Origin of the sequence: Ramlibacter aurantiacus, assembly GCF_016722895.1 — a bacterium.
GTDB classification, from domain to species: domain Bacteria; phylum Pseudomonadota; class Gammaproteobacteria; order Burkholderiales; family Burkholderiaceae_C; genus Ramlibacter; species Ramlibacter aurantiacus.
In genome coordinates, this window is record NZ_JAEQNA010000001.1 from 1439210 (window position 1) to 1461381 (window position 22172).

23 protein-coding genes are annotated in these 22172 nt (G+C 70.3%); 12 read left to right on the forward strand and 11 right to left on the reverse strand.

The features are described 5' to 3' along the window. Positions 1–123: 123 nt before the first annotated feature. The 4 genes from JI739_RS06745 to JI739_RS06760 are packed head-to-tail and all read left to right on the forward strand — an operon-like array spanning position 124 to position 3521. Positions 124–999: a branched-chain amino acid ABC transporter permease gene (locus JI739_RS06745; RefSeq protein WP_201683033.1), complete on the forward strand. Its 876-nt coding sequence runs from the start codon at positions 124–126 to the stop codon at positions 997–999. Between the two features lie 19 nt (positions 1000–1018). Then, complete coding sequence (locus tag JI739_RS06750) at positions 1019–2002, forward strand: branched-chain amino acid ABC transporter permease (protein WP_201683034.1); 984 nt, start codon at positions 1019–1021, stop codon at positions 2000–2002. A 3-nt stretch (positions 2003–2005) separates the two neighbouring features. After that, positions 2006–2818 (forward strand): ABC transporter ATP-binding protein, encoded by an 813-nt coding sequence (locus JI739_RS06755; protein WP_201683035.1) that lies wholly within the window; start codon positions 2006–2008, stop codon positions 2816–2818. Then, complete coding sequence (locus JI739_RS06760; RefSeq protein WP_201683036.1) at positions 2811–3521, forward strand: ABC transporter ATP-binding protein; 711 nt, start codon at positions 2811–2813, stop codon at positions 3519–3521. Before JI739_RS06755 ends, JI739_RS06760 begins: the two co-directional genes overlap by 8 nt. Before the next feature lie 94 nt (positions 3522–3615). Here JI739_RS06760 and JI739_RS06765 read toward each other — a convergent pair whose 3' ends face one another. Further along, positions 3616–4803 (reverse strand): YihY family inner membrane protein, encoded by a 1188-nt coding sequence (locus JI739_RS06765; protein ID WP_236589091.1) that lies wholly within the window; start codon positions 4801–4803, stop codon positions 3616–3618. 38 nt (positions 4804–4841) lie between these two features. Between JI739_RS06765 and JI739_RS06770 the strand changes: the two genes are divergently transcribed. Genes JI739_RS06770 through JI739_RS06785 form a run of 4 tightly spaced genes read left to right on the forward strand, consistent with a single transcriptional unit; the run spans position 4842 to position 8000 of the window. Then, complete coding sequence (locus tag JI739_RS06770) at positions 4842–5249, forward strand: DUF2069 domain-containing protein (RefSeq protein ID WP_201683038.1); 408 nt, start codon at positions 4842–4844, stop codon at positions 5247–5249. Then, complete coding sequence (locus tag JI739_RS06775) at positions 5246–6661, forward strand: FAD-binding oxidoreductase (RefSeq protein WP_201683039.1); 1416 nt, start codon at positions 5246–5248, stop codon at positions 6659–6661. The genes JI739_RS06770 and JI739_RS06775 overlap by 4 nt, the downstream gene beginning before the upstream one ends. A 35-nt stretch (positions 6662–6696) precedes the next feature. Continuing rightward, positions 6697–7509 carry a thymidylate synthase gene (locus JI739_RS06780; protein WP_201683040.1) on the forward strand — a complete coding sequence of 271 codons (813 nt, stop codon included), beginning with the start codon at positions 6697–6699 and terminating at the stop codon, positions 7507–7509. Further along, entirely contained in the window at positions 7509–8000 is a 492-nt protein-coding gene (locus JI739_RS06785; protein WP_201683041.1) for a dihydrofolate reductase, read from the forward strand. Before JI739_RS06780 ends, JI739_RS06785 begins: the two co-directional genes overlap by 1 nt. On the opposite strand, the gene JI739_RS06790 is transcribed toward JI739_RS06785, so the two are convergent. The 4 genes from JI739_RS06790 to JI739_RS06805 form a co-directional block, all read right to left on the reverse strand. Further along, on the reverse strand, positions 7979–8773 hold the full coding sequence (locus tag JI739_RS06790; RefSeq protein ID WP_201683042.1) for a sensor histidine kinase: 795 nt from the start codon (positions 8771–8773) through the stop codon (positions 7979–7981). The genes JI739_RS06785 and JI739_RS06790 overlap by 22 nt on opposite strands. A gap of 127 nt (positions 8774–8900) precedes the next feature. After that, positions 8901–10070: a PAS domain-containing sensor histidine kinase gene (locus tag JI739_RS06795; protein ID WP_201683043.1), complete on the reverse strand. Its 1170-nt coding sequence runs from the start codon at positions 10068–10070 to the stop codon at positions 8901–8903. Continuing rightward, complete coding sequence (locus tag JI739_RS06800; protein ID WP_201683044.1) at positions 10067–10885, reverse strand: alpha/beta fold hydrolase; 819 nt, start codon at positions 10883–10885, stop codon at positions 10067–10069. The genes JI739_RS06795 and JI739_RS06800 overlap by 4 nt, the downstream gene beginning before the upstream one ends. Positions 10886–11079: 194 nt before the next feature. Beyond that, positions 11080–11613, reverse strand: a complete 534-nt coding sequence (locus JI739_RS06805; RefSeq protein WP_201683045.1) for a glycine zipper domain-containing protein — start codon at positions 11611–11613, stop codon at positions 11080–11082. A 185-nt stretch (positions 11614–11798) separates the two neighbouring features. Here JI739_RS06805 and JI739_RS06810 point away from each other — a divergent pair, with 185 nt between their 5' ends. Next, positions 11799–11993: a hypothetical protein gene (locus JI739_RS06810; RefSeq protein ID WP_201683046.1), complete on the forward strand. Its 195-nt coding sequence runs from the start codon at positions 11799–11801 to the stop codon at positions 11991–11993. 10 nt (positions 11994–12003) lie between these two features. Here JI739_RS06810 and JI739_RS06815 read toward each other — a convergent pair whose 3' ends face one another. The 6 genes from JI739_RS06815 to JI739_RS06840 all read right to left on the reverse strand — a co-directional run bounded on the left by JI739_RS06815 (position 12004) and on the right by JI739_RS06840 (position 19078). Further along, a complete protein-coding gene (locus tag JI739_RS06815; RefSeq protein ID WP_201683047.1) occupies positions 12004–13641 on the reverse strand; it encodes a carboxylesterase/lipase family protein in 1638 nt (545 codons plus the stop codon). Positions 13642–13764: 123 nt separating this feature from the next. Beyond that, entirely contained in the window at positions 13765–14205 is a 441-nt protein-coding gene (locus tag JI739_RS06820) for an enoyl-CoA hydratase-related protein (protein WP_255520197.1), read from the reverse strand. Between the two features lie 43 nt (positions 14206–14248). Beyond that, complete coding sequence (locus JI739_RS06825) at positions 14249–14674, reverse strand: GlcG/HbpS family heme-binding protein (RefSeq protein ID WP_201683049.1); 426 nt, start codon at positions 14672–14674, stop codon at positions 14249–14251. Positions 14675–14699: 25 nt separating this feature from the next. Continuing rightward, positions 14700–16154: an aldehyde dehydrogenase gene (locus tag JI739_RS06830; protein ID WP_201683050.1), complete on the reverse strand. Its 1455-nt coding sequence runs from the start codon at positions 16152–16154 to the stop codon at positions 14700–14702. A 55-nt stretch (positions 16155–16209) separates the two neighbouring features. Next, positions 16210–17940 carry a thiamine pyrophosphate-binding protein gene (locus JI739_RS06835; protein WP_201683051.1) on the reverse strand — a complete coding sequence of 577 codons (1731 nt, stop codon included), beginning with the start codon at positions 17938–17940 and terminating at the stop codon, positions 16210–16212. Between the two features lie 160 nt (positions 17941–18100). After that, positions 18101–19078 (reverse strand): Bug family tripartite tricarboxylate transporter substrate binding protein, encoded by a 978-nt coding sequence (locus JI739_RS06840; protein ID WP_201683052.1) that lies wholly within the window; start codon positions 19076–19078, stop codon positions 18101–18103. Positions 19079–19200: 122 nt separating this feature from the next. Between JI739_RS06840 and JI739_RS06845 the strand changes: the two genes are divergently transcribed. The 3 genes from JI739_RS06845 to JI739_RS06855 all read left to right on the forward strand — a co-directional run bounded on the left by JI739_RS06845 (position 19201) and on the right by JI739_RS06855 (position 22021). Beyond that, positions 19201–20094 carry an AraC family transcriptional regulator gene (locus JI739_RS06845; protein ID WP_201683053.1) on the forward strand — a complete coding sequence of 298 codons (894 nt, stop codon included), beginning with the start codon at positions 19201–19203 and terminating at the stop codon, positions 20092–20094. Positions 20095–20324: 230 nt separating this feature from the next. Beyond that, complete coding sequence (locus JI739_RS06850) at positions 20325–21299, forward strand: Bug family tripartite tricarboxylate transporter substrate binding protein (protein WP_201683054.1); 975 nt, start codon at positions 20325–20327, stop codon at positions 21297–21299. 5 nt (positions 21300–21304) lie between these two features. Further along, positions 21305–22021 (forward strand): class II aldolase/adducin family protein, encoded by a 717-nt coding sequence (locus tag JI739_RS06855; RefSeq protein ID WP_201683055.1) that lies wholly within the window; start codon positions 21305–21307, stop codon positions 22019–22021. Positions 22022–22172: the final 151 nt, after the last annotated feature.

Here is a 22172-nt window from a genome sequence, read left to right on the forward strand (position 1 = left end):
GGCGCGGATGAACCCGCGGTGCGGCGCACCTGCGCCGCAAGTGCTTCTTCTCGGCGCGGCCCCATCGGGGCCGCGCGTGCATCCGGCCCGCGCACCCGGCGGGCCACTCCCGAAAGGCAATGAATGGGGACCTCCCTGTCGACCCTGATCGCGCTGGGCATCAACGGCCTGGTGTACGGGGCCATCCTGTTTCTGCTGTCCGTGGGCCTGACGGTCACGCTCGGCCTGATGCGCATGCTCAATCTCGCCCACTGCGCCTTCGCCATGGTGGGCGGCTACTTCGCCTGGGCCCTCTCGGCGCGCGGCGGGCTGTCCTTCTATGCGGCCGTGCCGCTGGCGGTGCTGGGCACCGTGGCCCTGGGCTACGTGCTGGAACGCACCGTCTACCAGTGGGTGTACCGGGCCACCGAACTGGGGCAGGTGCTGATCACCATCGGCCTGACCTTCGTGGCCATCGCCCTGATCAACCTGGCCTTCGGCGGGCTGATGCAGCAGGTGGCGGTGCCACCGGCGCTGTCCGGCCAGATGCAGGTCGGCCCGGCGACCGTGCCCGTCTACCGCATCTTCCTGCTGGGGGTGTCGGGGCTGGTGGCGCTGGCGCTGTGGCTGGGCCTGGAGCGCACCGGCTTCGGCGCCCGCCTGCGCGCCACGGTGGACAACAAGCGCATGGCCAGCTGCGTGGGCATCCACGTCGAGCGGCTGCTGTCGATCACCTTCGCGCTGGGCTGCGGCCTGGCCGCGCTCGGCGGCGCGCTGGGCAGCCAGATCCTGCCGCTGGAACCGTTCTACGGATTGAAGCATTTGATCCTGGTGCTGATCGTGGTGGCGGTCGGCGGCCTGGGCAGCCTGCAGGGTTCGGCCATCGCCGCGGTGGGCCTGGGCATCATCGACACGCTGGGCCGCTACTACCTGCCGGAGATCGGCGGATTCCTGCTGTACGGCCTGGTGCTGGTGCTGCTGCTGATCCGGCCGCAGGGCCTCATGGGCCGGGCGGCCTGAACGCAACGAGGAACGCAAGATGACTCCAGAAGAACGCACGCGCCACCGCGCGGCCTTCTACACCCACCGCTTCGGCAGGATCGACGCCGCCCTGGCGGCCTTCGCCGTGGCGGTGTGGTGGCTGTGGCCGCTCTACCTGCCGCTCGCGGTGAACGTGATCGTGATGATCATCCTGGTGATGGCGCTGGACCTGGCGCTGGGCTGGGGTGGCATCGACGCCCTGGGCCACGCGGCCTTCTACGGGCTGGGCGCGTACTGGGCCGCCAACTGGGCGATGCACCTGTCGCCAGAGCCGATCACCGGCCTGGTCACCGCCGGGCTGGCGGCCGCGGCGCTGGGCGCGGTGACCGGGCTGGCGGTGCTTCGGGCGCGCGGGCTGACCCAGATCATGCTGACCCTCACCGTGGCCACGCTGATGTACGAAATCGCCAACGCCGCCAAGCAGTGGACCGGCGGCGACGACGGCCTGACCGGCTTTGCGGTGGCCCCGCTGTTCGGCGCGTTCGAGTTCAGCATGATGACCTCCACCTCGTACGGGTACGCGCTCGGCGTGCTGCTGGTGGTCTACCTGCTGTGCCGCTGGCTCGTCAACTCGCCTTTCGGCCTGTCCATCCGCGGCATCCGCGAGAACCCCACGCGCATGCGGGTGCTGGGCATCCCGGTCGACCGGCGGCTGCTGCTGCTCTACACGATCTCTGCCTTCTTCGCAGGAATCGCCGGCGCGCTGGCGGCCCAGACGACGCAGGCCGTGGGCCTGGATTCGCTGGCCTTCGTGGTCTCGGCCAACGCCGTGATCATGCTGGTGCTGGGCGGCGCCGGAACGCTCTATGGCGCCTTCCTGGGCGCGATGCTGTTCGTCGTGGTGTCCGACCGCGCCGCCGCGCTCGACCCGGCCAACTGGCTGCTGGGCCTGGGCCTGATGTTGATCCTGATGGTGCGCTACGCGCCCGACGGGGTGTTCGGCCTTCTCCAGCGCGGCAAGCGCGAAGCACGGAAGGACTGAGGCATGGCCGTCATCTCGCAGGAGGCGCCGGCCTCCGCCCAACGAACGCTGGCCGCCACCGAAGGGCCGCCCGCGCTGGCCGTGCGCGGCCTCAACAAGCACTACGGCGCACTGCACGTCACGCGCGACGTCTCGCTCACCCTGGAGCGCGGCGCCAGGCACGCGATCATCGGCCCCAACGGCGCGGGCAAGACCACCCTCATCCACCAGATCAGCGGCCTGCAGAAATCCGGCTCCGGCCAGATCCAGCTGCTCGGAGTGGACATCACCCGCTTCTCGCCCGAACGTCGCGCCCGCCACGGGCTGGCGCGCACCTTCCAGATCAACGCCCTCTTCACCCGCCTCACGGTGATGGAGAACATCGGCCTGGCGGTGTCGGCCCGCCATGGCCTCGATGGCAGCCTGGGCCGCCCGCTGCAGTCGCGCGCGCAGGTGCTGGACGACGCCGCCGCGCTGCTGTCGCAGCTGGGGCTGCTCGACCTGGCCGAGCGCCGGGTCGCCGAGCTCGCCTACGGCCAGCGCCGCATGGTGGAGATCGCCCTGGCCCTGGGCACCCGGCCGCGCGTGCTGCTGCTGGACGAGCCGGCGGCCGGCGTGCCCTCCGACGAAGGCAAGCGCCTGTTCGACCTGCTCGACCGATTGCCCGAGGACGTGGCGGTGCTGGTGATCGAGCACGACATGGGCCTGGTGTTCCGTTTCGCCCGTCGCATCACCGTCATGGTGGAGGGACAGGTGCTGGTCGAAGGATCCGTGGCCGACATCCGCGCCGATCCGCGCGTGCGCGAGGTCTACTTAGGGAATTCACACCGTGACTGACATCCTCGACATCCAGGGCCTGCGCGCGGGCTACGGTGACAACGTGGTACTGGAGGACGTGTCCGCCTCGGTCGCCTCCGGTGGCTGCCTGGCCGTGCTGGGCCGCAACGGCGTGGGCAAGACCACGCTCCTGTCCAGCGTGATGGGCCTGACGCAGGTGCATCATGGCCACGTGACGCTGCAGGGGCTGGACCTCACCCGTCTGCCGCCGCACGCCCGCGCCGCGCGCGGCCTGGCGCTGGTGCCGCAGGAGCGCGAGATCTTCGCGTCGCTGTCGGTGCACGAGAACCTGCTGGTCGCCCGCCGTCCCGGCGCATGGACGCCCGAGCGGGTCTACGAACTATTCCCGCGCCTGCTGGAGCGACAACGCAACATGGGCAACCAGCTGTCCGGCGGCGAACAGCAGATGCTGGCCGTGGGACGCGCGCTGGCGCAGAACCCGCAGGTGCTGCTGCTGGACGAACCCTTCGAAGGCTTGGCCCCGCTGATCGTGGAGCAGATCGCGCAGGCCTTGAAGCGCCTGCGCTCGGAGCACGCGATCACCATGGTGCTGGTGGAGCAGCACGCCGAACTGGCGCTGGAGCTGAGCGACACGGCCATCGTGCTGGATCGCGGGCAGGTGGTGTGGCGAGGCGCCAGCGCGGACCTGGCGGCGGATTCGGCGCGGTTGGCGAGCTTGATCGGGTTTGCGGAACAGGGGTGAAAGCCCTGGGCCTGCGTTCGCCCTGGGCCTCCCACGCGATCGAAGTGGCGTGCGCCCCCCGAAGAACGGGCGCAGCCGCCGGAGGCCCTCCCCCTCAGATCGTGTCCTTCAAGTAAATCCCCGACAACCGCCCACTTCGCCACAGTCGCTCGGTCGCCTCCGTCAGGGGCAGCAGCAGCTGCCGCACCAGCGGTTCCACCGAGGTCGACTGCACGTCCGCCAGCAGGATGTAGCGGCCATCGCCCCCGCCCGAGGCGTCCTGCAGCAGGCCGACCCAGTCCAGCGCCTGCAGCACGTCCAGCACCGGCTCCAGTTGCAGGTCCGTCACCTGCAGCTCGCGCGTCAGCTCGTCGATCGACAGCCCGCGCCGCACGCCCGGACGGGCTCGCTCGAGCACCCGCAGCACCTGCAACGCCAGCTGGAACTGCCAGCCATGGCCCTCGGCCTGGCGGTGCGGGCCCGCGGTGAGGCTGGGCAGGTAGGCGGTGAGCACCGCGCCCAGCAGCACCACCATCCAGGCCACGTAGATCCACACCAGCAGGATCGGCACGGTGGCGAAGGCGCCATACACGGCGGAGTAGGTCGGCACGGCCGCGAGATACAGGGCCAGCAGCTGGCGCGCCACCTCGATGCCGACAGCCGCGAACAGCCCGCCGATCCACGCATGCCGGGCCCGCACCGGGGCGTTGGGCGCGAAGCGGTAGATCGCGGCCATGCCCGCGGCCAGCAGCAGCAACTCGGCCCAATCGAGGACGGCGAGGGCGGCCTCGGGCAGGCCGCTCACGAAACCGCGCGAGGCCGACAGCACGTAGGAGCTGATGCTCACCGAGGCACCCAGCACCAGCGGACCCAGCGTGAGCGCGGCCCAGTACAGCAGCAGCCGCTGGCCGATCGGCCGCGGCCGGCGTACGCGCCAGATGCCGTTGAGCGTGCCCTCGATGGTCATCACCAGCGACACGGCGGTGAACACCAGCACGGCCAGGCCGAGCACCCCCACCCGGCTGGCCTTGCCGGCGAACTGGGTGAGGTAATTCATCACCTGGCGCGAGATCGCATCGGGTACCAGGCTCTGCATCAGCCAGGTCTGCAGCGAGGCCTCCAGCTTGGAGAAAACCGGGAACGCCGTGAACACCGACAGCACCACCGCGAAGAACGGCACCAGGGCGATGGTGGTGGTGAAAGTGAGGCTGCCGGCCGACACGCTGAGGCGGTCTTCGGAGATACGCTCGCCCAGGGTCTGGGCCGCCGAGCGCCACGGAAACCGCAGGAGCGCTTGGAGCATCGGCCGGGCTTTCATCGGCCGCTATGATGCCACCGCCCATGCCTGCCCCCGCTCCCCCGCAAGTCCACGCGGCGCCTGCCGTCGCGTCCCCTCCGGCAGGCATCGCCGCCAGCCGGCGCCTGGCCGCCGCCAGCCTGCTCGGCCTGATCGTCCTGGGCCTGGCCTGGGAGCTGTGGCTGGCGCCCATACGGCCCGGCGGCAGCTGGCTCGCGCTCAAGGTGCTGCCCCTGTGCATCCCGCTGGCGGGCCTGCTTCGCAACCGCCTCTACACGTACCGGTGGGTGAGCCTGTTGGTGTGGATCTATTTCACCGAGGGCGTGGTCCGGGCCTGGAGCGACCGGCCGCCCTCCTCCTGGCTGGCGATGGTCGAGATCGGGCTTTGCCTGCTGCTGTTCCTGGCCTGTGTGCTGCACGTGCGCGTGCGACTGCGGAAGCCCGTCCCATGACCCAAGCCCTCGTATTCCAACTGCAGTCCCTCCTCGGGCCCGCCCACGTGCTGGTGGGCGGCGACCTCGCCGCCTACGAGGTCGACTGGCGCAAGCGCTCACACGGCAAGGCCCTGGCCGTGGTGCGGCCCGGCTCCACCGACGAGGTGGCCGCCGTGGTGCGCGCCTGCGTCGCCGCGGGCACGTCCATCGTGCCCCAGGGCGGCAACACCGGCCTGGTGGTCGGCGGCACGCCCGACGCGTCGGGCACGCAGGTGGTGCTGAGCCTGCAGCGCATGCAGGCGGTGCGCGAACTCGACGCCGCCAACATGACCGTGCTGGTCGAAGCCGGCTGCGTACTGCAGACGCTGCAGGAGCACGCCCGGCAGGCCGGCTTTCTCTTTCCCCTCAGCCTCGCGGCCGAAGGCAGCTGCACCATCGGCGGCAACCTCGCCACCAACGCCGGCGGCACGCAGGTGCTGCGCTACGGCAACGCGCGCGACCTGTGCCTGGGCGTCGAGGTGGTCACGCCGCAGGGCGAGATCTGGAACGGCCTGTCGGGCCTGCGCAAGGACAACACCGGCTACGACCTGCGCGACCTGTTCATCGGCAGCGAAGGCACGCTGGGCATCATCACCGCGGCCACGCTCAAGCTGTACCCGCTGCCGGCCGCCACCCTCACCGCCTGGGCGGCAGTGCCCGGCATGGATGCCGCCGTGCAGCTGCTCGGCATGGCTCGCGCTCGCCTGGGGGCCGGCCTCACCGGCTTCGAAGTGATGGGCCAGTTCGCCCTCGGCCTGGTCGCCAAGCACTACCCGCAGATGCGCGTGCCCTTCGTTCACGACAGCCCCTGGTGCGTGCTGCTGGAGAACGCCGACCACGAGTCCGAGGCGCACGCGCGCGGACAGTTCGAAGCGCTGCTGGAGGCCGCCGTCGAGGCGGGCTGCGTCACGGATGCCGTCGTGGCCGAGAACATCGCCCAGGCCCGCCAGCTGTGGCATGTGCGCGAGAGCATCCCGCTGGCGCAGGCCGAGGAAGGCCTGAACATCAAGCACGACATTTCGCTGCCGATCTCGCGCATCCCCGCGTACTGCGCCGAGACCGATGCCCGCCTGGCCCGGGAGATCCCGGGCATCCGCCTGGTCAACTTCGGCCACCTGGGCGACGGCAACCTGCACTACAACGTGCAGGCGCCCGAAGGCGGCGACCCGGCGGCCTTCCTGCGCGAGCAGGAGGCACGGGTGAACGAGCTGGTCTACGAGCAGGTGCGCCGCTTCGACGGCTCCATCTCGGCCGAGCACGGCGTGGGCAGCCTCAAGGTGGATGGCCTGCCGCACTACAAGAGCCCGGTGGCCATCGACATGATGAAGGCCATCAAGCGCGGGCTGGACCCGCGCAACCTCATGAACCCCGGAAGGGTCGTGCGCGCCTGAACCGCGGCGCCGCACGCCATCGCAAGCGAATCGACATGTCCCCCCGCCCCGTCCGCACCCCCTACGAAGACTTCATGCGCCATGTGCACACGCATGGCACGCCCAAGACCGACCGCACCGGCACCGGCACGCGCAGCGTGTTCGGCCACCAGATGCGCTTCGACCTGAACGAGGGCTTCCCGCTGGTGACCACCAAGAAGGTGCACCTGAAATCCATCATCGTCGAGCTGCTGTGGTTCCTGCAGGGATCGAGCGACAACAACTGGCTGCGCGAGCGCGGCGTGACCATCTGGGACGAATGGGCCCGCGAAGACGGCGACCTGGGGCCGGTGTACGGGGTGCAGTGGCGCAGCTGGCCCACGCCCGATGGCGGCCACATCGACCAGATCGCCGAAGCCATCAAGACCATCCGCACCCAGCCCGACTCACGCCGCATCATCGTCAGCGCCTGGAACGTGGCCGACATCCCGAAGATGGCGCTGGCCCCGTGCCATGCGTTCTTCCAGTTCTACGTGGCCGACGGCAAGCTGTCCTGCCAGCTGTACCAGCGCAGCGCCGACATCTTCCTGGGCGTGCCCTTCAACATCGCCAGCTACGCGCTGCTCACGCACATGATGGCGCAGCAGTGCGACCTGGGCGTGGGTGACTTCATCTGGACCGGCGGCGACTGCCATATCTACAGCAACCACACCGAGCAGGTGGAGCTGCAGCTGTCGCGCCAGCCCTATCCCTACCCGGTGCTGAACATCAAGCGCCGCCCGCCTTCGATCTTCGAATACGCCTACGAGGACTTCGAGGTGCTCGACTACCAGTGCCACCCGGCCATCAAGGCGCCGGTGGCCGTGTGATGCAGCTGGGCCTGATCTACGCGCGCGCCCGCAACGGCGTCATCGGCGTGGGCGGCGCCCTGCCCTGGCACCTGCCGGCCGACCTGGCCCACTTCAAGGCAATCACCCACGGGCAGCCCGTGATCATGGGCCGCAAGACCTGGGATTCGCTGCCACCGCGGTTCCGCCCACTGCCCGGTCGCCGCAACATCGTGGTGACCCGCCAGCCCGACTGGTCCGCCACCGGCGCCGAGCGCGCGTCGTCACTGGAGCAGGCGGTCACGCTGTGCGAAGGCAGCGCGCGCGCCTGGGTGATCGGGGGGGCCGAGCTGTACGCACTGGCCCTGCCCCACGCGCAGCTGGCCGAGGTGACCGAGATCGACGCTGATTTCGAGGGCGATGCCCATGCGCCCACGCTGGGTCCGCCATGGGCCGAGCAATCGCGCGAGACCCACGCGAGCGACGAGGGCCTGCGCTATGCGTTCGTGCGCTACGTGCGCACCGGCTCCTGATCGGCCATCACCGGCACCGTCGGAATCGTGAGCTCGAAGGTCGTGCCCTCGGCGGCGGTCGAGGTCACGCCGATCCATCCGCCATGCGCCTTGGCGATCTCGTTGACGATGTGAAGGCCCAGGCCGACGCTGGTGCTGGCGCCGGCCGCGGCGTCGCCCCGGGCCAGCGGCTCGAACAGGCGCGGGAGCGCTTCCTGCTCGATCGGCTCGCCGTGGTTGTGCACGCTGAGCGTGAAACGATCGGCTCCGATACGGCTGCACACCGTGACCGGCGTGTGCGCAAAGCCATACACCATCGCGTTGCCCACCAGGTTGCCCAGCAGCTGCACCAGCCGGTGCGGATCGACCTGCACGGGCCCGGCGCCCGCGTGAACGTGACGGAGCTCGCGGTCGGGAAACACCAGCGCCAGCTCCTCCACCGCATCGCACACCAGCGCGCGCGCGTCGCCCACCTCGCGTGGCGTGACCGCCAGCCCGGCGCCGGCGCGCGACTGGATGAAGTCCAGCAGGTCGCCCACGAGCCGGTTGGCGCGGTCTCCCGCGCGCAGCATGCGGTCGATGATGTCCAGCTGCTGCGGCGTGGCTCCCATGCGCGCCAGCAGCTGCGCGCCCACGTGCATGGTCGACAGCGGGTTGCGCAGGTCGTGGCTCACGATGCCCAGGATCTGCTCCGAAAGCGCCGCCCGGTCTGCCGTGTCTTCGGCCAGGCCCTGCCACGGACACTCCTGCGGGGGGAATCGGGAATCGAGAGCCTCGGGCTCGCGGGTTGGCACGAGTGGCGTCCTCCTCGATCAGGGTTGGGATGTCTGGTCGCAAGGCTCGCCCTTGCGGGACCGTGAAGGAATTCTAGGCAGCAGAGCTGAAGCACCCGTATCGATGTGCTTCAGCCTGTATCGCCCCTCAGGGCGCTGCCGGGACGCTCGCGGGCGCGACCTCTTCCGGGTGGCGCGGCAGCAGCACGGTGAAGGTCGTCCCTTCCTGCGCCGAGGAGCTGACCTCGACCCGGCCCTGGTGCGCCTTGGCAATTTCCCGCACGATGAACAGGCCCAGTCCGACGCTGCTCTTGAGGCCCAGCTCCGCATCGCCGCGCGACATCGGCAAGAACAGGTTCGGCTTGAGATCTTCTGGAATCGGCTCGCCCAGGTTGTGCACGGACAACGCGAAGCGGTGCGCTTCCACCTCGGTGCGCACCGTCACCGGTGCATCGGGCCGGCCATAGGCCATCGCGTTGCCCACCAGGTTGCCCAGGAGCTGCACCAGCCGGTCGGGATCGGCCGACACGCATCCTTCGCCGCCCTGGAGATGGCGCAGCGCGCGGCCGGGGAAAGCCAGCGACAGTTCGTCCACCGCCTCAGCGATCAGCGCATGCAGCTGCACCGGCCGCGGCGTGACCACCAGCCCCGAGCCCAATCGCGCCCGGGTGAAGTCCAGCAGGTCGGCGATCAGCCGGTTGGAGCGGTCGCCGGCGCGCAGGATGCGTTGCACGATCGCCAGCTGCTGCGGCGTCGCGTCGAGCCGCGCGAGCAACTGCGCGCCGGTCTGGATGGTCGACAGCGGGTTGCGCAAGTCGTGGCTGACGATGCCGATCATCTGCTCGGCGAACAGCGCCCGGTCCTTCGCTTCTTCCTGCAGGCGGCGGGATTCGGCCAGCACCACTTCGAGCCGGCGGCGCGACTGCACCAGCTCGCGCTCGTAGGCATCGCGGTCGCGCGCCACGTACATGGCCACGTGGTGGACCACCGCACCGTCCAGCTCACGCCGGGTGGCATTCAGCACCATCGGAATGGTGTGGCCGTCGCGGTGCCGCACCTCCAGCTTCACTTCGGAGACCGAGCCCTGCATCTGCAGCAGCGGCGTCCAGTGGGTCTGGTGGAAGATGCGCCCGCCCATCGTCAGCAGGTCCTGCAGCTTGAGCTTGCCCTTGAGTTCGTCGCCGCTGCGGCCGAGCCATCGGCACAGCGTGGCATTGGCGTGCAGGATCAGGCCGCTGCCGTCGGTCTGCATCAGGCCGCACGGCGCCTCGTCGAGCGCCTCGAGCGCCCGGGCGAGCGCCGAGGCGTCACCGGTCATGTCATCGACCCATGCAGGCCCTGGGCGGCCAGGAAGGTGTCGATCGCATCCGAGCTGGCGCCGGGCGCGCTCATGTGGGGACAGTGCCCCTGGTTGTCGATCACCACCAGGGTGCTGCGCGGCAGCTGGCGAGCCAGGTACTCGCCCACCGCCACGGGGGCGATCAGGTCGTCGCTGCATTGCAGGATGAGCGTGGGCGCGTCCATGCGCGGCAGGTCGGCGCGGTTGTCGGACAGGAAGGTGACGCGCGCGAATTGCTTGGCGATCTCGGGGTCGGTGCGGCAGAAGCTGTTGGTGAGTTCCACCGCCAGCTCGGGTTGCCCGGGTGCGCCCATGATGGCCGGGGCCATGTTGGACGACCAGCCGAGGTAATTGCTCTCCAGCGTCTCCAGCAAGGACTCGATGTCGCTGCGCTCGAAGCCGCCGAAATAGTCGCCCTCGTTGATGTAGCACGGCGAGGGGCCGACCATCACGTGCGCGGCGAACAGGCTGGGATCCTTCAGGTGCGCCAGCAGGCCGATCATGGCGCTGACGGAATGCCCCACGAAGATGGCCGGACCCTGGCGGTAGGCCCGCGCGAGCTCCACCACGTCGCCGGCATAGCCGTGCAGCGAGCCGTACTTCACCGGGTCGTAGGCGCTCAGGTCCGAGTTGCCGCTGCCGACCAGGTCGAACAGCACCGTGCGGAAGCGCCTGGCATAGGCCGGCTGCATGAAGCGCCACATGTTCTGGTCGCAACCGAACCCGTGCGCGAAAAACAGGGTGGCCGGGCCGTCACCTTGAACGTGGACGTTGTGTTTCTTCTGCAGATCCATGGGGGGGAGAGGGGGTTTCGCGATGCACGCGGACGGTACATCACACTCTGCAGTTTTTAGCACGCGAACGACGGTGCAGCCGCCGGCTCCTTGTAGGAAGAGCGCGCATCTCGCCCCGCTGCCAGGAAATCACGGCCCTGCCGCTAGCCGGGCCGCCCGGTCACGACTGACCGGCCCGGTAGGCGCTCGGAAGCTCAGTGCTTGCCGTTCTTGTGCCAACCCAGCGCGCGGCCGGGCGGATGGCCCTTGTGCTTGTGCTTGTGCTTCTTGCCCGCGTACCCAGGCTCGACCACCACCGGCGCACCCACCACCATCGCAGGCGCGGCCGTGATCATCGGCCCCGCCATCGTGGGCCGCCGGTCCTGCGTCACCGAGCGGCCGATCTCGGCCCCGAGCGCGCCGCCGGTGCCGGCGCCGATGACCGCACCGGTCGAGCCGCCCACCTGCTGCCCCACGGCCGCGCCGGCGGCACCCCCGAGGGCCCCGCCCACCACGGCGCCGGTGCGGCCCGATCCCTGGGTCACCGTGCCGGCGCCGGCCGCGCCGCCGATGGCGCCTCCGATCACCGCACCCTGCGGCCCGCCCACCTGGTTGCCGATGGCGGCACCCGCCGCGCCTCCGACGCCGCCACCGAACACCGTTCCCAGGTCGGTGGCGAAAGCCGCGCCCTGCAGGCCGGCCAGGAGGATGGCGAGGATCGAGGTGATGCGCCGGCTGTTGGACGTCATGAAGGCTCCCGTTGCTGTTGAGTCGGCGAATTCTAGGCAGCCGAAGGTCAACGGCGGGTTACGGATGTGCTTCCGCTTGTATCCGCCAGGCGCATGCGTCCTACATGCGGTGCCTGCGGCTGCCTCAACCCGGGGCACTTGCCGGGCCGTTAAGCTGGGCCCATCGCATCCGCCAGACTGCATCGATGGAACACCTGACCCAGAAGCTCCGTGAATGGAGCGCCGCCCATGCCGAAGCCCGCAAGGCCGAACATGCGTTCTCCCAGCAACAGAGGGGCGCGCCGACCGACTTGCAGGACCGCGCGCGTCAATTGCGGCAACAGGCCGACCGCCTGCACCGTCAGATCTACGATCAGATCGGCAGCCGTCGGCCCTCTTGAGACGGGCTGATCAGAAAGGCAGCGACCGGCCCAGCCGGCTGGCATAGAACGCGTCGAAGAACTCGAGCGCCGGCATGAAGGGCACCGGGCCGGCCTCGATGCGCTCGCCCAGCACCATCACCTGGCCACCTCGGCCGCCCTTGAACGCCGGCCACGCCGGCAGTCCGTCGCCGTTGGGATTGCCGCTGCGCGCGAAGTTGACGAGGTAGCTCGACGCCGCCGCCGCGAGTTGACGGTCCGCCGGCTGGTAGGGCCGCGCGGGTGAACCGCGGTCCAGGTTGTCGTTGAAGTACACCTGCGCCACCGTGTGGTAGGCGCCGAAGTCCTCCGCGCGCGGCTGCTCGGGAAAGCGCTGGTCGGGGTAGTACGGCGGGCGGCGCGTGAAGAAGTACAGGTAGGTGGGCGACTGGCCGTGCGCCGCGTGGGCCCTGGCGATCGACCACGGCTGCCACGCGAACTGCCCGTCGCGCAGGGGTGCGAAGGCCATCGCGCGCACGTCGGCGTCGCCCTGCACGGGGTACACGCGCTTGAACGCATCGGCCATGTCACCGAAGCGGGCCGTGGCGGCCTTCTCGTAGCCGGCCAGGTCGCGTGCGAAGGGCGGATAGGGCGTGCCCTCGTCGGCGTTCCATCCCAGCAGCAGCGGCACGTCGTTGATGCGCTTGCCGGCGAAGGACTGGTCCAGCGACTCGGGCACCACCCAGCCATCGACGATGGGCGCATTGATGGCGCCGGCCACGTTGATCAACTCGTGCGGCAGCCGGGCCCGCAAGGCGGCAAGGTTGGCTCCGCCCAGGTTCTTCGCGAAGGACAGCCCTGCTGCCTCGGCCTGCTGCAGCGTGGGGTTGGGCCGCTCGGTCGGCATGGTGCCCAGGCTGGACAGCATCATGCGGTGGAACAGGCCCTTGGCCAGCGGCGATCCCAGCAGCGCACTGGCCATGCCGGCACCGGCGGACTCGCTGTAGACGGTCACGTTGCCGGGGTCGCCGCCGAAGGCCGCGGCGTTCGCCTGCACCCACTTGAGCGCGGCGATCGCGTCCTGCAGGGCGTAGTTGCCCGAGGACTTGTCGGGCGACTCGGCGGTGAGCTCGGGGTGCGCCAGGAAGCCCAGCGGGCCGAGCCGGTAGTTGATGGTCACCACCACCGCGCCCTTGGCCGCCAGCCCGCTGCCGTTGTAGTTGGGCTGCGAGCCCGAGCCGATCATGTAGCCGCCGCCATGCAGGTACAGCATCACCGGACGCTTGTCGCTGCTGCGCGGCGCGGCGCCGGTCCACACGTTGAGAAACAGGCAGTCCTCGCTGGTGCCCTCGGAGGTCTGGTACAGGATGGCGCCGATGCGCCCCGGCGGGCGATCGCCCTTGATGCAGGCCGGCGGCATCGATTCGGTGCGACGCACGCCGGTCCACGCCGTCACCGGCTGCGGCGGCTTCCAGCGCAGCGGGCCGATGGGCGCGGCGGCATACGGGATGCCCTTGAACACGCGCAGGCCGGGTGTGGACTCCAGCGCGGCGGAGATCGCGCCGCCGCTGATGGTCACGACATCGCGCGCGGCCACGTAGGTCGCGTCGGCCGCGGCCGCGGTGGCGGTCACGCCCAGCAGCAGGCCGGTGGCGCAGGCGAATGTCTTGAAGGTGTGGAAGAAAAACATGTGATCAGCTTTCCATGAGGCGCCGCCCGACCGGTGCGGCGAGGCGAGGCGAGGCGATGCTAGGCAGCGCGGGCTGAAGCGCCAAGACGCTGCAGTCGATAAAGACAATCCATTCGGTGGATATCAGCGGCCACGAAATCGCGGCTCGCGCCGGTCCAGCCGGGCCCGGATGCCCTCGGTCTTGTCCTCGGTGGAGAACACCGTCTGGAAGGACCGCCGCTCGAAACGCAGCCCGCTTTCCAGGCCGCTGTTCAGGCCCTCGAGCACCGCCTCCTTGACCAGCTGCAGGGCCAGCGGCGGCAAGGCCGCCAATTCGATCGCGATCGCCAGCGCCCGGGGCTCGACCTGGTCGTCGTCCAGCATCTCGGTGAGCAGGCCCATCGCCAGGGCAGCCGGGGCACCGAAGGGCTCGCCGCGCAGCAGGATGTTCATCGCGGCGAACTTGCCCACCGCCTGCACCAGCCGCTGCGTGGCACCGCCACCCGGCATCAAGCCGACGCGCACCTCGGGCTGGCCGAAGCGCGCGCCGCGTCCCGCCAGCAGGATGTCGGCATGCATGGCCAGTTCGCAGCCCGCCGGGCCGGCCCCCGGGCCAGCCCACGGTTGCTCACCCGCTGACCAGCCCCGCCGCTTCCACCCCGGCCTGGCAGATCAGTTCGTCTTCGTCACCGGTACCCCCGCTGGCGCCCACGGCGCCCAGCACGTGGCCCTGCTTGTCCTTGATCACCACCGCGCCGGTCTGCGGCAGGAACTTGCCCTCGGCCGTGGCGGCCAGCGACACGAAGAAGTTGGGGTTGTCCTTGGCGCGCTGGCCCAGCACGCGGCTGGAGACGCCCATGCCCACCGCGCCCCAGGCCTTGGCCCGGGCGATGTCGAAGCGGAACATGCTGGCGCCGTCCTCGCTGGCGAAGGCCTTGAGGTTGCCGGCGGCGTCGAGCACGGCAATGCCCATGGGCTTGTAGCCGTTCTCGCGGGCCTTGGCCACGGCGGTGGTGATGATCTGGTTGGCTTGCTGCAGCGTGAGGCTTTGCATCAGGTCGGGCTCCTTGTAATGGATTTCAGAACGGATAGTGGCGCGGCTGGGTCTGCAGGGTGATCCAGCGCAGTTCGGTGAACGCGTCCACGCCGGCGCGCCCGCCGAATCGACCATACCCCGACTCCTTGACGCCGCCGAACGGCATCTGCGCCTCGTCGTGCACCGTGGGGCCGTTGACGTGGCAGATGCCCGATTCGATGCGGCGGGCCACCTCGAAGGCCGAGGCCAAGTCGCGGCTGAACACCGCCGAGGACAGGCCGTAGGGGTTGTCGTTGGCGCAGGTGATCGCCTCTTCCACGCCCTTGACGCGCACCACCGGCTTCACCGGGCCGAAGCTCTCTTCATGGTAGATGCGCATGTCGGCGGTGACGTGGTCGAGCACCGTGGCGGGCATGAGGGTGTTCTCGGCCTTGCCGCCGCACACCAGCTTGGCGCCCTTGGCCAGCGCGTCGTCGATCAACTCGTTGCAGCGGTCCACGGTGCCGCGGTCGATCACCGAACCCAGCACCACGGGCACCCCCTTGCGCGGATCGCCCAGCGGAAGCGCCTTGGCGCGCTCGGCCAGGCGCGCGACGAATTCGTCGGCGATGGCCTCGTCGACCACGATGCGCTCGGTGGACATGCAGATCTGGCCCGAGTTGGCGAAGGCGCCGAAGATGGTGGCGTTGACCGCCTGCTCGAGGTCGGCGTCGGCCAGCACCAGCAGCGGCGCCTTGCCGCCGAGTTCGAGCACGGCCGGCTTGAGGTACTTGGCGCAGGTCTGCGCGATCAGCTTGCCCACGCGGGTGGAGCCGGTGAAGTTGACGCGGCGCACCGCGGGCATGGCCACCATGGCCTCGACCACCTGGCCGGCGTCGTCGGGCGCGTTGGTCACGAAGTTGACCACCCCCGGGGGCAGGCCCGCGTCCTGCATGGCCTCGATGATCAGGCCGTGGGTGGCGGGGCACAGCTCGGAGCCCTTCAGGATCACGGTGTTGCCGCAGGCCAGCGGCGTGGCGATGGCGCGCACGCCCAGGATGATGGGCGCATTCCAGGGCGCGATGCCGACCACCACGCCGGCCGGCAAGCGCAGGCCCATCGCCAGGCTGCCGGGGGTGTCCGAAGGGATCACCTCGCCACTGATCTGCGTGGTGAGGGATGCCGCCTCCTGCAGCATGCCGGCGGCCAGGTGCACATTGAAGCCGGCCCAGGCGCCGGAGGCGCCGGTCTCGGCGGCCACGGCCTCGATGAACCGGGGCGTCTTGGCCTCGAGTGCGGCGGCCGCCTTGAGCAGCAGGCCCCGGCGCTCGCCCGGACCCATGGCCGCCCAGGCCGGGAAGGCCTTCGCCGCGGCTTCGACCGCGCGCTGCGCATCGCGCACGCTGGCCGCCGGAGCGCGCGTGGCGACCTGGCCGTCGAGCGGGTTGCGGCGCTCGAAGGTGGCGCCCGATTCGCTGGCGGTCTGCTCACCGCCGATCAGCATCTTGATGTCTTGCATGGTGTGTCTCTCTGTCGCTCGTGGAAACCCGTTGAAGAAACCGACGCCGGACCCGTCACGACGATCGAACGCGGGTCAGCGCATCGAAGCCGAAGCGGTTCATGGCGCCGAACATCGGCATGGCCGGATGCGGCACGAAACGCGTGCGGCAATCGAGCACCGCAGGCAGCCCCGACGCGAGCGCGCGGGCGATCGCGGGGCCCACCTGCTCCACCTCGGTGACCACCTCGCCGTGGCAGCCGAAGCCGCGCGCGATGGCCGCGTAGTCGGTGCCGTCCAGGCGGCTGCCCAGCTCGAAGTCCATGCCGTGGCGCTGGCCGAACTGGATGACGCCCCAGCTGGCGTTGTTGTGCACGATGCTGAGCACCGGCAGCCGGTAGCGGCGTGCGGTGTCCAGCTCGGCCAGGGTGAAGCCGAAGGAGCCGTCACCGGTGATCTGCACCACGGGCCGATCCGGGTGCGCCGCCTGCAGCGCCATCGCGTACGGCAGGCCGAAGCCCAGGTGGCTCATGCCCGGTTCGTGAAAGCGCGTACGCACGTCCGGCACCGGGGTGAAGTCGTTGCTCCAGAAGCTGGTGTGGGCCCCGTCGTAGACGGCCAGCGCATCGGCCGGCAGCGCCATCGCGATGGCCTGGGCCAGCGCGGCCGGATGCATCACCTCACCGCGCTCGGCGGCCATGGCAGCCAGCTTGGCCTCGTGCGCGGCGCGCACGGAACGCGCCGCCTGCAGCCACCCGCCATCGACCTGCGCGCCGAGCTGCTCGCCGCCGGCGGCCAGCAGGTCGTCGAGCGCGGCACGTGCGTCGGCCTGCATCGCCACCTCGTGCACCACGGGCTGGCCCAGCGCACCGGGGTCGGTGTTGATGCTGATGGTGCGGTGGCCGCGGCGGGCGAACGGGCCCTGCTCGTCCCACATCCAGGACGACCAGCGGCAGCCCAGGCTGACGATGACGTCGGCCTGCTCGAAGGCGCTGCGCACGGCCTCGCCGGAGATGATGCCGGCCTGTCCGATGAAGTGCGGGCTGTGGCTGGGCACCACGCCCAGGCCCATCTGGGTCAGCACCACGGGCGCGCGCAGGCGACGGGCCAGTTCGCGCACGCGGTCCTGCGCCCCGCTGGCCACCACGCCGCCACCGGCCACCACCACCGGCCGCCGCGCCTGGCGCAGCAGCGCGATGGCGTCGGCCACGGCGTCGGCGTCGGGGCGCACGCGGCCCATGGCGCGGTAGCGCGCGGGCGGCAGGTCGAACTCGTCGTCGGCGAACTCGACGGCCTGCACCAGCACGTCGTTCGGGATGTCTAGGTGCACCGGCCCGCGCCGGCCCGACAGCGCCTCGCGGAAGGCGCGGCGCACCAGCTCCGGCAGCCGCCGCGCGTCCTGCACCACGACGTTCCATTGGGTGACGGCGCGGGTCACCGAGACGGTGTCCAGGTCCATGAACATGCCGCTGTGCGGGTAGCAGGCGGCGCGGTGCTGATTGGTGGTGATGGCGATCAGCGGCAGGTTGTTGCCCCAGGCCGTGCCCAGGCCCGAGGCCAGGTTGAGCCCGCCCGGCCCCATCTCGGCCACGGCCACGGCCACCCGTCCCGTGCCCAGGTGGCAGGCCGCGGCCATCATGGGCGCCACGGCTTCGTGCCGCACGCCGATGAAGCGCATCTCGGGCTGTTGCGAAACCGCGTGCAGGATCGGTCCGAGCTTGCCGCCGACCAGTCCGTAGACCTCGCGCACATCCTCCGCGCGCAGCAGGCGGACCAGCGCCTGTGCTCCGGTCAGTTGGATTGGCATCTCAGGTCTCCCATTTCTTGCGTCGAGGGCTGCAATGAAGCGGCCTCATCAGGCTGCGCGCAGCGCAGACCGTTCCAGTGGCTACCGCGGAACCGGCTTTGCCGGGCCGCTGGTTGCGCCGCCCTGGGGGGAGGCGGCGAAGCCGCTTCGGGGGGGGTCATCATTCCTCTGCGGAGAAGCCGGTGGCCTTCACGAGCGGCACCCATTTGGCCAGATCGGCACGGACGAGCGCGGCGAAGTCCTCGGGCGAACGCCAGCTCGGCACCAGGCCGGCCTTGGTCAGCGAGGCCTGGTAGTCGGGCTGCTGCAGGCCTTCGCGCACCAGCGAGGCCAGCCGCTGCACCTGGTCCTGCGGGGTGCGCGCCGGCACGAACCAGCCGAGCCACTCGGTCACGGCGATGTCCTTGAAACCCTGCTCCACCAGCGTGGGCACCTGCGGCAGGAAGGGCGAGCGCTCGGCGCTGCTCACGCCGAGCGAGCGCAGGCGGCCGGCGGCCACGTGGGGCAGCACCTCGGCCATCACGCCCACGGTGATGGGGATCTGTCCGCCCACCACATCGCTCATCATGGGCGCGCCGCCCTTGTAGGGCACGGCCTGCAACTCGACGCCGGCCGCGCGCGACAACAGCATGCCGACGAAGTGCGAGGACGAGCCCGCCGCCGGCACGCCGTAGCTGGCCTGGCGAGGGTTGGCCTTGGCCCAGGCCATGAAGTCGGCGATGGTGCGCACGTTGGCCGGCACGGCCGGGCCCGCGGTCACCGACAGCGAGTAGCTGGCCGGCGTGGTGACGGGAACGAAATCGGCCAGGGTGTCGTAGTTGAGCTTCTTGTAGATGTGCGGGTACAGCACCATCGGCGAGCTCGGGATCTGCAGGACCGTGAGGCCATCGGGGGCGGCGCGCTTGACGTGCTCGATGGCGATGCGGCCACCGGCGCCCACCTTGGACTCGACCAGCACGTTGCTGGCGTACTTGCCGCGCAGGCGCTCGGCCATCGGACGCGAGACCTGGTCGCCCATGCCGCCGGCCGGGAAGCCGGAAATGATGAAGGCGTTGCCGGCGATCTGGGCCGCGGCGGTGCGGCTGAAGCCGAGGGCCGACAAGGCGGCGGTGGTGGCGAGGAAATGTCTCCGGTCCATCGTTGTCTCCTGGAAAGGGGGCGGGGCAGTGAAGGTGCGAATGGTGCCGATCCGGCACCCCGGCCGCCATGGACGAATCGGCCGACAACAGGTACTTTTCCGGCCTTGATCACCATCTGCCCATGAAAACCCCCGAAAGCCCCCTGCTGCTCGTCCCGTTTCGAGAGGTGCGCCATTTCCAGCCGGACGATTGCCTGCACTACGAACCCATCTCGATTCGCGCCCACGAGCTGGACTGGACGATTCCGGCACACCGGCACGAGGGTTTGCACCAGTTCCAGTACCTGGAAAAAGGGAGGATTTCCGGCACGATCGACGGCCGCCCCTTCGAGGTCCGGGCGCCGGCCCTGATCATGCTGGCGCCCGGCTCGGTGCACGGCTTCAGCTACACGCCCCATGCGGTGGGGCACCAGGTCACCATCCCATCGGCCACGCTGCGCCAATTGCTGGGCGGCTCGCAGCTGGTCGACTCGGAACTCGGCGCCTCTTTCGTCGTTCCCCCCGGCCGAGACGCCGAGCCCGAGTGGAAGTCGCTGTTCCAGCGCATCGCCGCCGAGTTCCAGGCCCAGCACGCCGGCCGCGCCCACGCCCTGCTGGCCAGCGCCACGCTGCTGGCGGTGGAGTACCTGCGGCGGCGGGGCGAGCTGGTGTCGCAAGAGCGCCGTCCCGGGGCGCGCGACACGCTGGTGCAGCGTTACCAGTCGCTGCTGGAACAGCACTACCGCGAACACCACCCGCTCGCCTGGTATGCCGAGCAGCTGGGCGTGACCGCCGACCACCTGAGCCGCACCTGCCGCGCGGTCTGCGGGCTGTCGGCGCAGCAGGTGCTGCACGACCGGCTGATGCTCGAGGCGCGCCGCCTGCTGGCCTACACGCCCATGCCGGTGGCACGGGTGGCCGAGCACCTGGGCTACGCCGACACCGCCTACTTCAGCAAGTTCTTCGCCCGCAGCGTGGGCCAGACACCCTCGCAGTACCGCGGGGCGGTGGCCAAGGGCGTGCGGCAGGACGCCTGACCAGCGCCTGCCGAGGGGCGTGCTGTCATCCGTTCCGGGGACAGCGCCGGGTCCCCGCGTTCCTGGACTCCACTGCGCCGGTCGCCTCCCGCATCGGTGCCGACTTACCGCCAGCGCGGCCTACCGCAGGGCCGACGTGCCGAAGGCGATGCAGCTGGCGGCACGGGCCAGGCATTGTCCGGCTACACCACGCATAAACTAAGCGTTCTTAGTATTTTCCGGGAACACCGATGAAGCAGCTTCGGGCACGCGTGCGTGCCATCGCCACCCTGGCCCTGTGCGCCGTCGCGCTGGCGGCCCATGCGCAGCAGAACTACCCCGCCAAGCCCGTGCGCATCGTCGTGCCCTATGCCACCGGCGGCGGCTCCGACATCCTGGCGCGGCAGATCGCCACCGGCCTGCAGGGCCTGTGGGGACAGGGCGTCGCCGTCGAGAACAAGGCGGGCGCGTCCGGCAACATCGGTACGCAGGACGTGGTGCGCGCGGCCGGGGACGGCTACACGCTGCTGCTGCAAAACAGCACCATGTCGAGCAACCTGGGCGTGTACGGCAAGCTGCCCTACGACCCGGCCAAGGACCTCACGCCCATCATGGTGCTGGGAGTCACGCCGATCGCGTTGGCCGCGCATCCTTCGCTCAACGTGAGCGACGTCAAGGGATTGGCCGCCCTGGCGAAGTCCAAGCCCAGGACCCTCAGCTACGGCAACTGCGGCATCGGCACGCCCCAGCACTTCGTGATGGAACTGGTCAAGCAGAAGACCGGCGTCGACGCCACGCCCGTGGGCTACAAGGGCTGCTCGCCCGCGGTGACCGACGTGCTCGGCGGCCAGGTACCGCTGGCCATCGTGAGCGCCAACCTGCTGGCGCCGCACGCCAAGAGCGGCAAGCTCAAGGTGCTGGGGGTGTCCTCGGCAACGCGCTACAGCCTGCTGCCCGACACCCCCACGTTCGAGGAGCAGGGCCTCAAGCCCTTCGACTTCAACATCTGGTATGCCCTGATGGGCCCGGCCAACCTGCCGCCCGCCGTGGTGAGCAAGATCGCCGCCGACGTGGGCAAGGTGCTGCAGGACCCGCGGGTCAAGGAGAACCTGGCCACCGCCGGCGTCGAGCCGCTCTCGGGCGACGCCGCCGCCCTGAACAAGCTGATCCGCGAGGACAACCAGCGCTACGTCGACCTGGCCAAGAGCGCCAACATCAAGGAGTGATCCACATGACCGACCACCCGCTGCTGGACGCCGAGTCGGTGGCCCGGCTCGTGCAGGCCAACCACATCCTGTTCGCTCAGGGCGTGGTGGATGGGCTGGGACACGTGAGCGTGCGCCACCCGAGCCGGCCCGAGCGGTTCCTGCTGTCGTGCAATCGCGCGCCGGCCATGGTGCGCCCCGAGGACATCGTGTGCTACGACTTCGACGGCAACGCCGTCACGCCCGATGCGCCGCGGCCGTATCTCGAACGCTTCATTCACGCCGAGATCTTCCGCGCGCGGCCGGACGTGATGTCGGTGGTGCACAGCCACTCGCCCAACGTCATTCCCTTCGGCGCCACCCGCCAGCGCCTGCGGCCGATCTTCCACATGGCCGGCTTCCTGGGCGAGGGCACGGCGCACTACGACATGCGCGATGCGGCCGGCGACACCGACCTGCTGGTGCGCAACCCCGAGCTCGGCCGCTCGCTGGCCGAGGCGCTGGGCGGCTGCACCTGCGTGCTGATGCGGGGGCACGGCTCGACCACCGTGGGCACATCCGTCGAGCAGGCGGTGTACCGCGCGATCTACGCCGAGGTGAACGCCCGGCTGCAGTCGCAGGCGATGGGCATGGGCGAGGTGACCTATCTCACGCCGCGCGAGGCGCAGCTGGCGGCCGAGGCCAACGATTCGCAGATCCAGCGCTCGTGGGACCTCTGGTGCCGCTCGGTGCAGAAAGCCTGAAAGGCGCGTCCGCGCACGCCGGGGTCCGATCGCGATGACCGCGGCGACCGCGCGATCCGCTTCAACAAAGGCTTGTTACAACTTCACTGCGCGCCGCATGGGCGCGGTGCTAGTGTGGCCCGCGTGCCGCCAGCCCCGCTTCGCGGGCGCG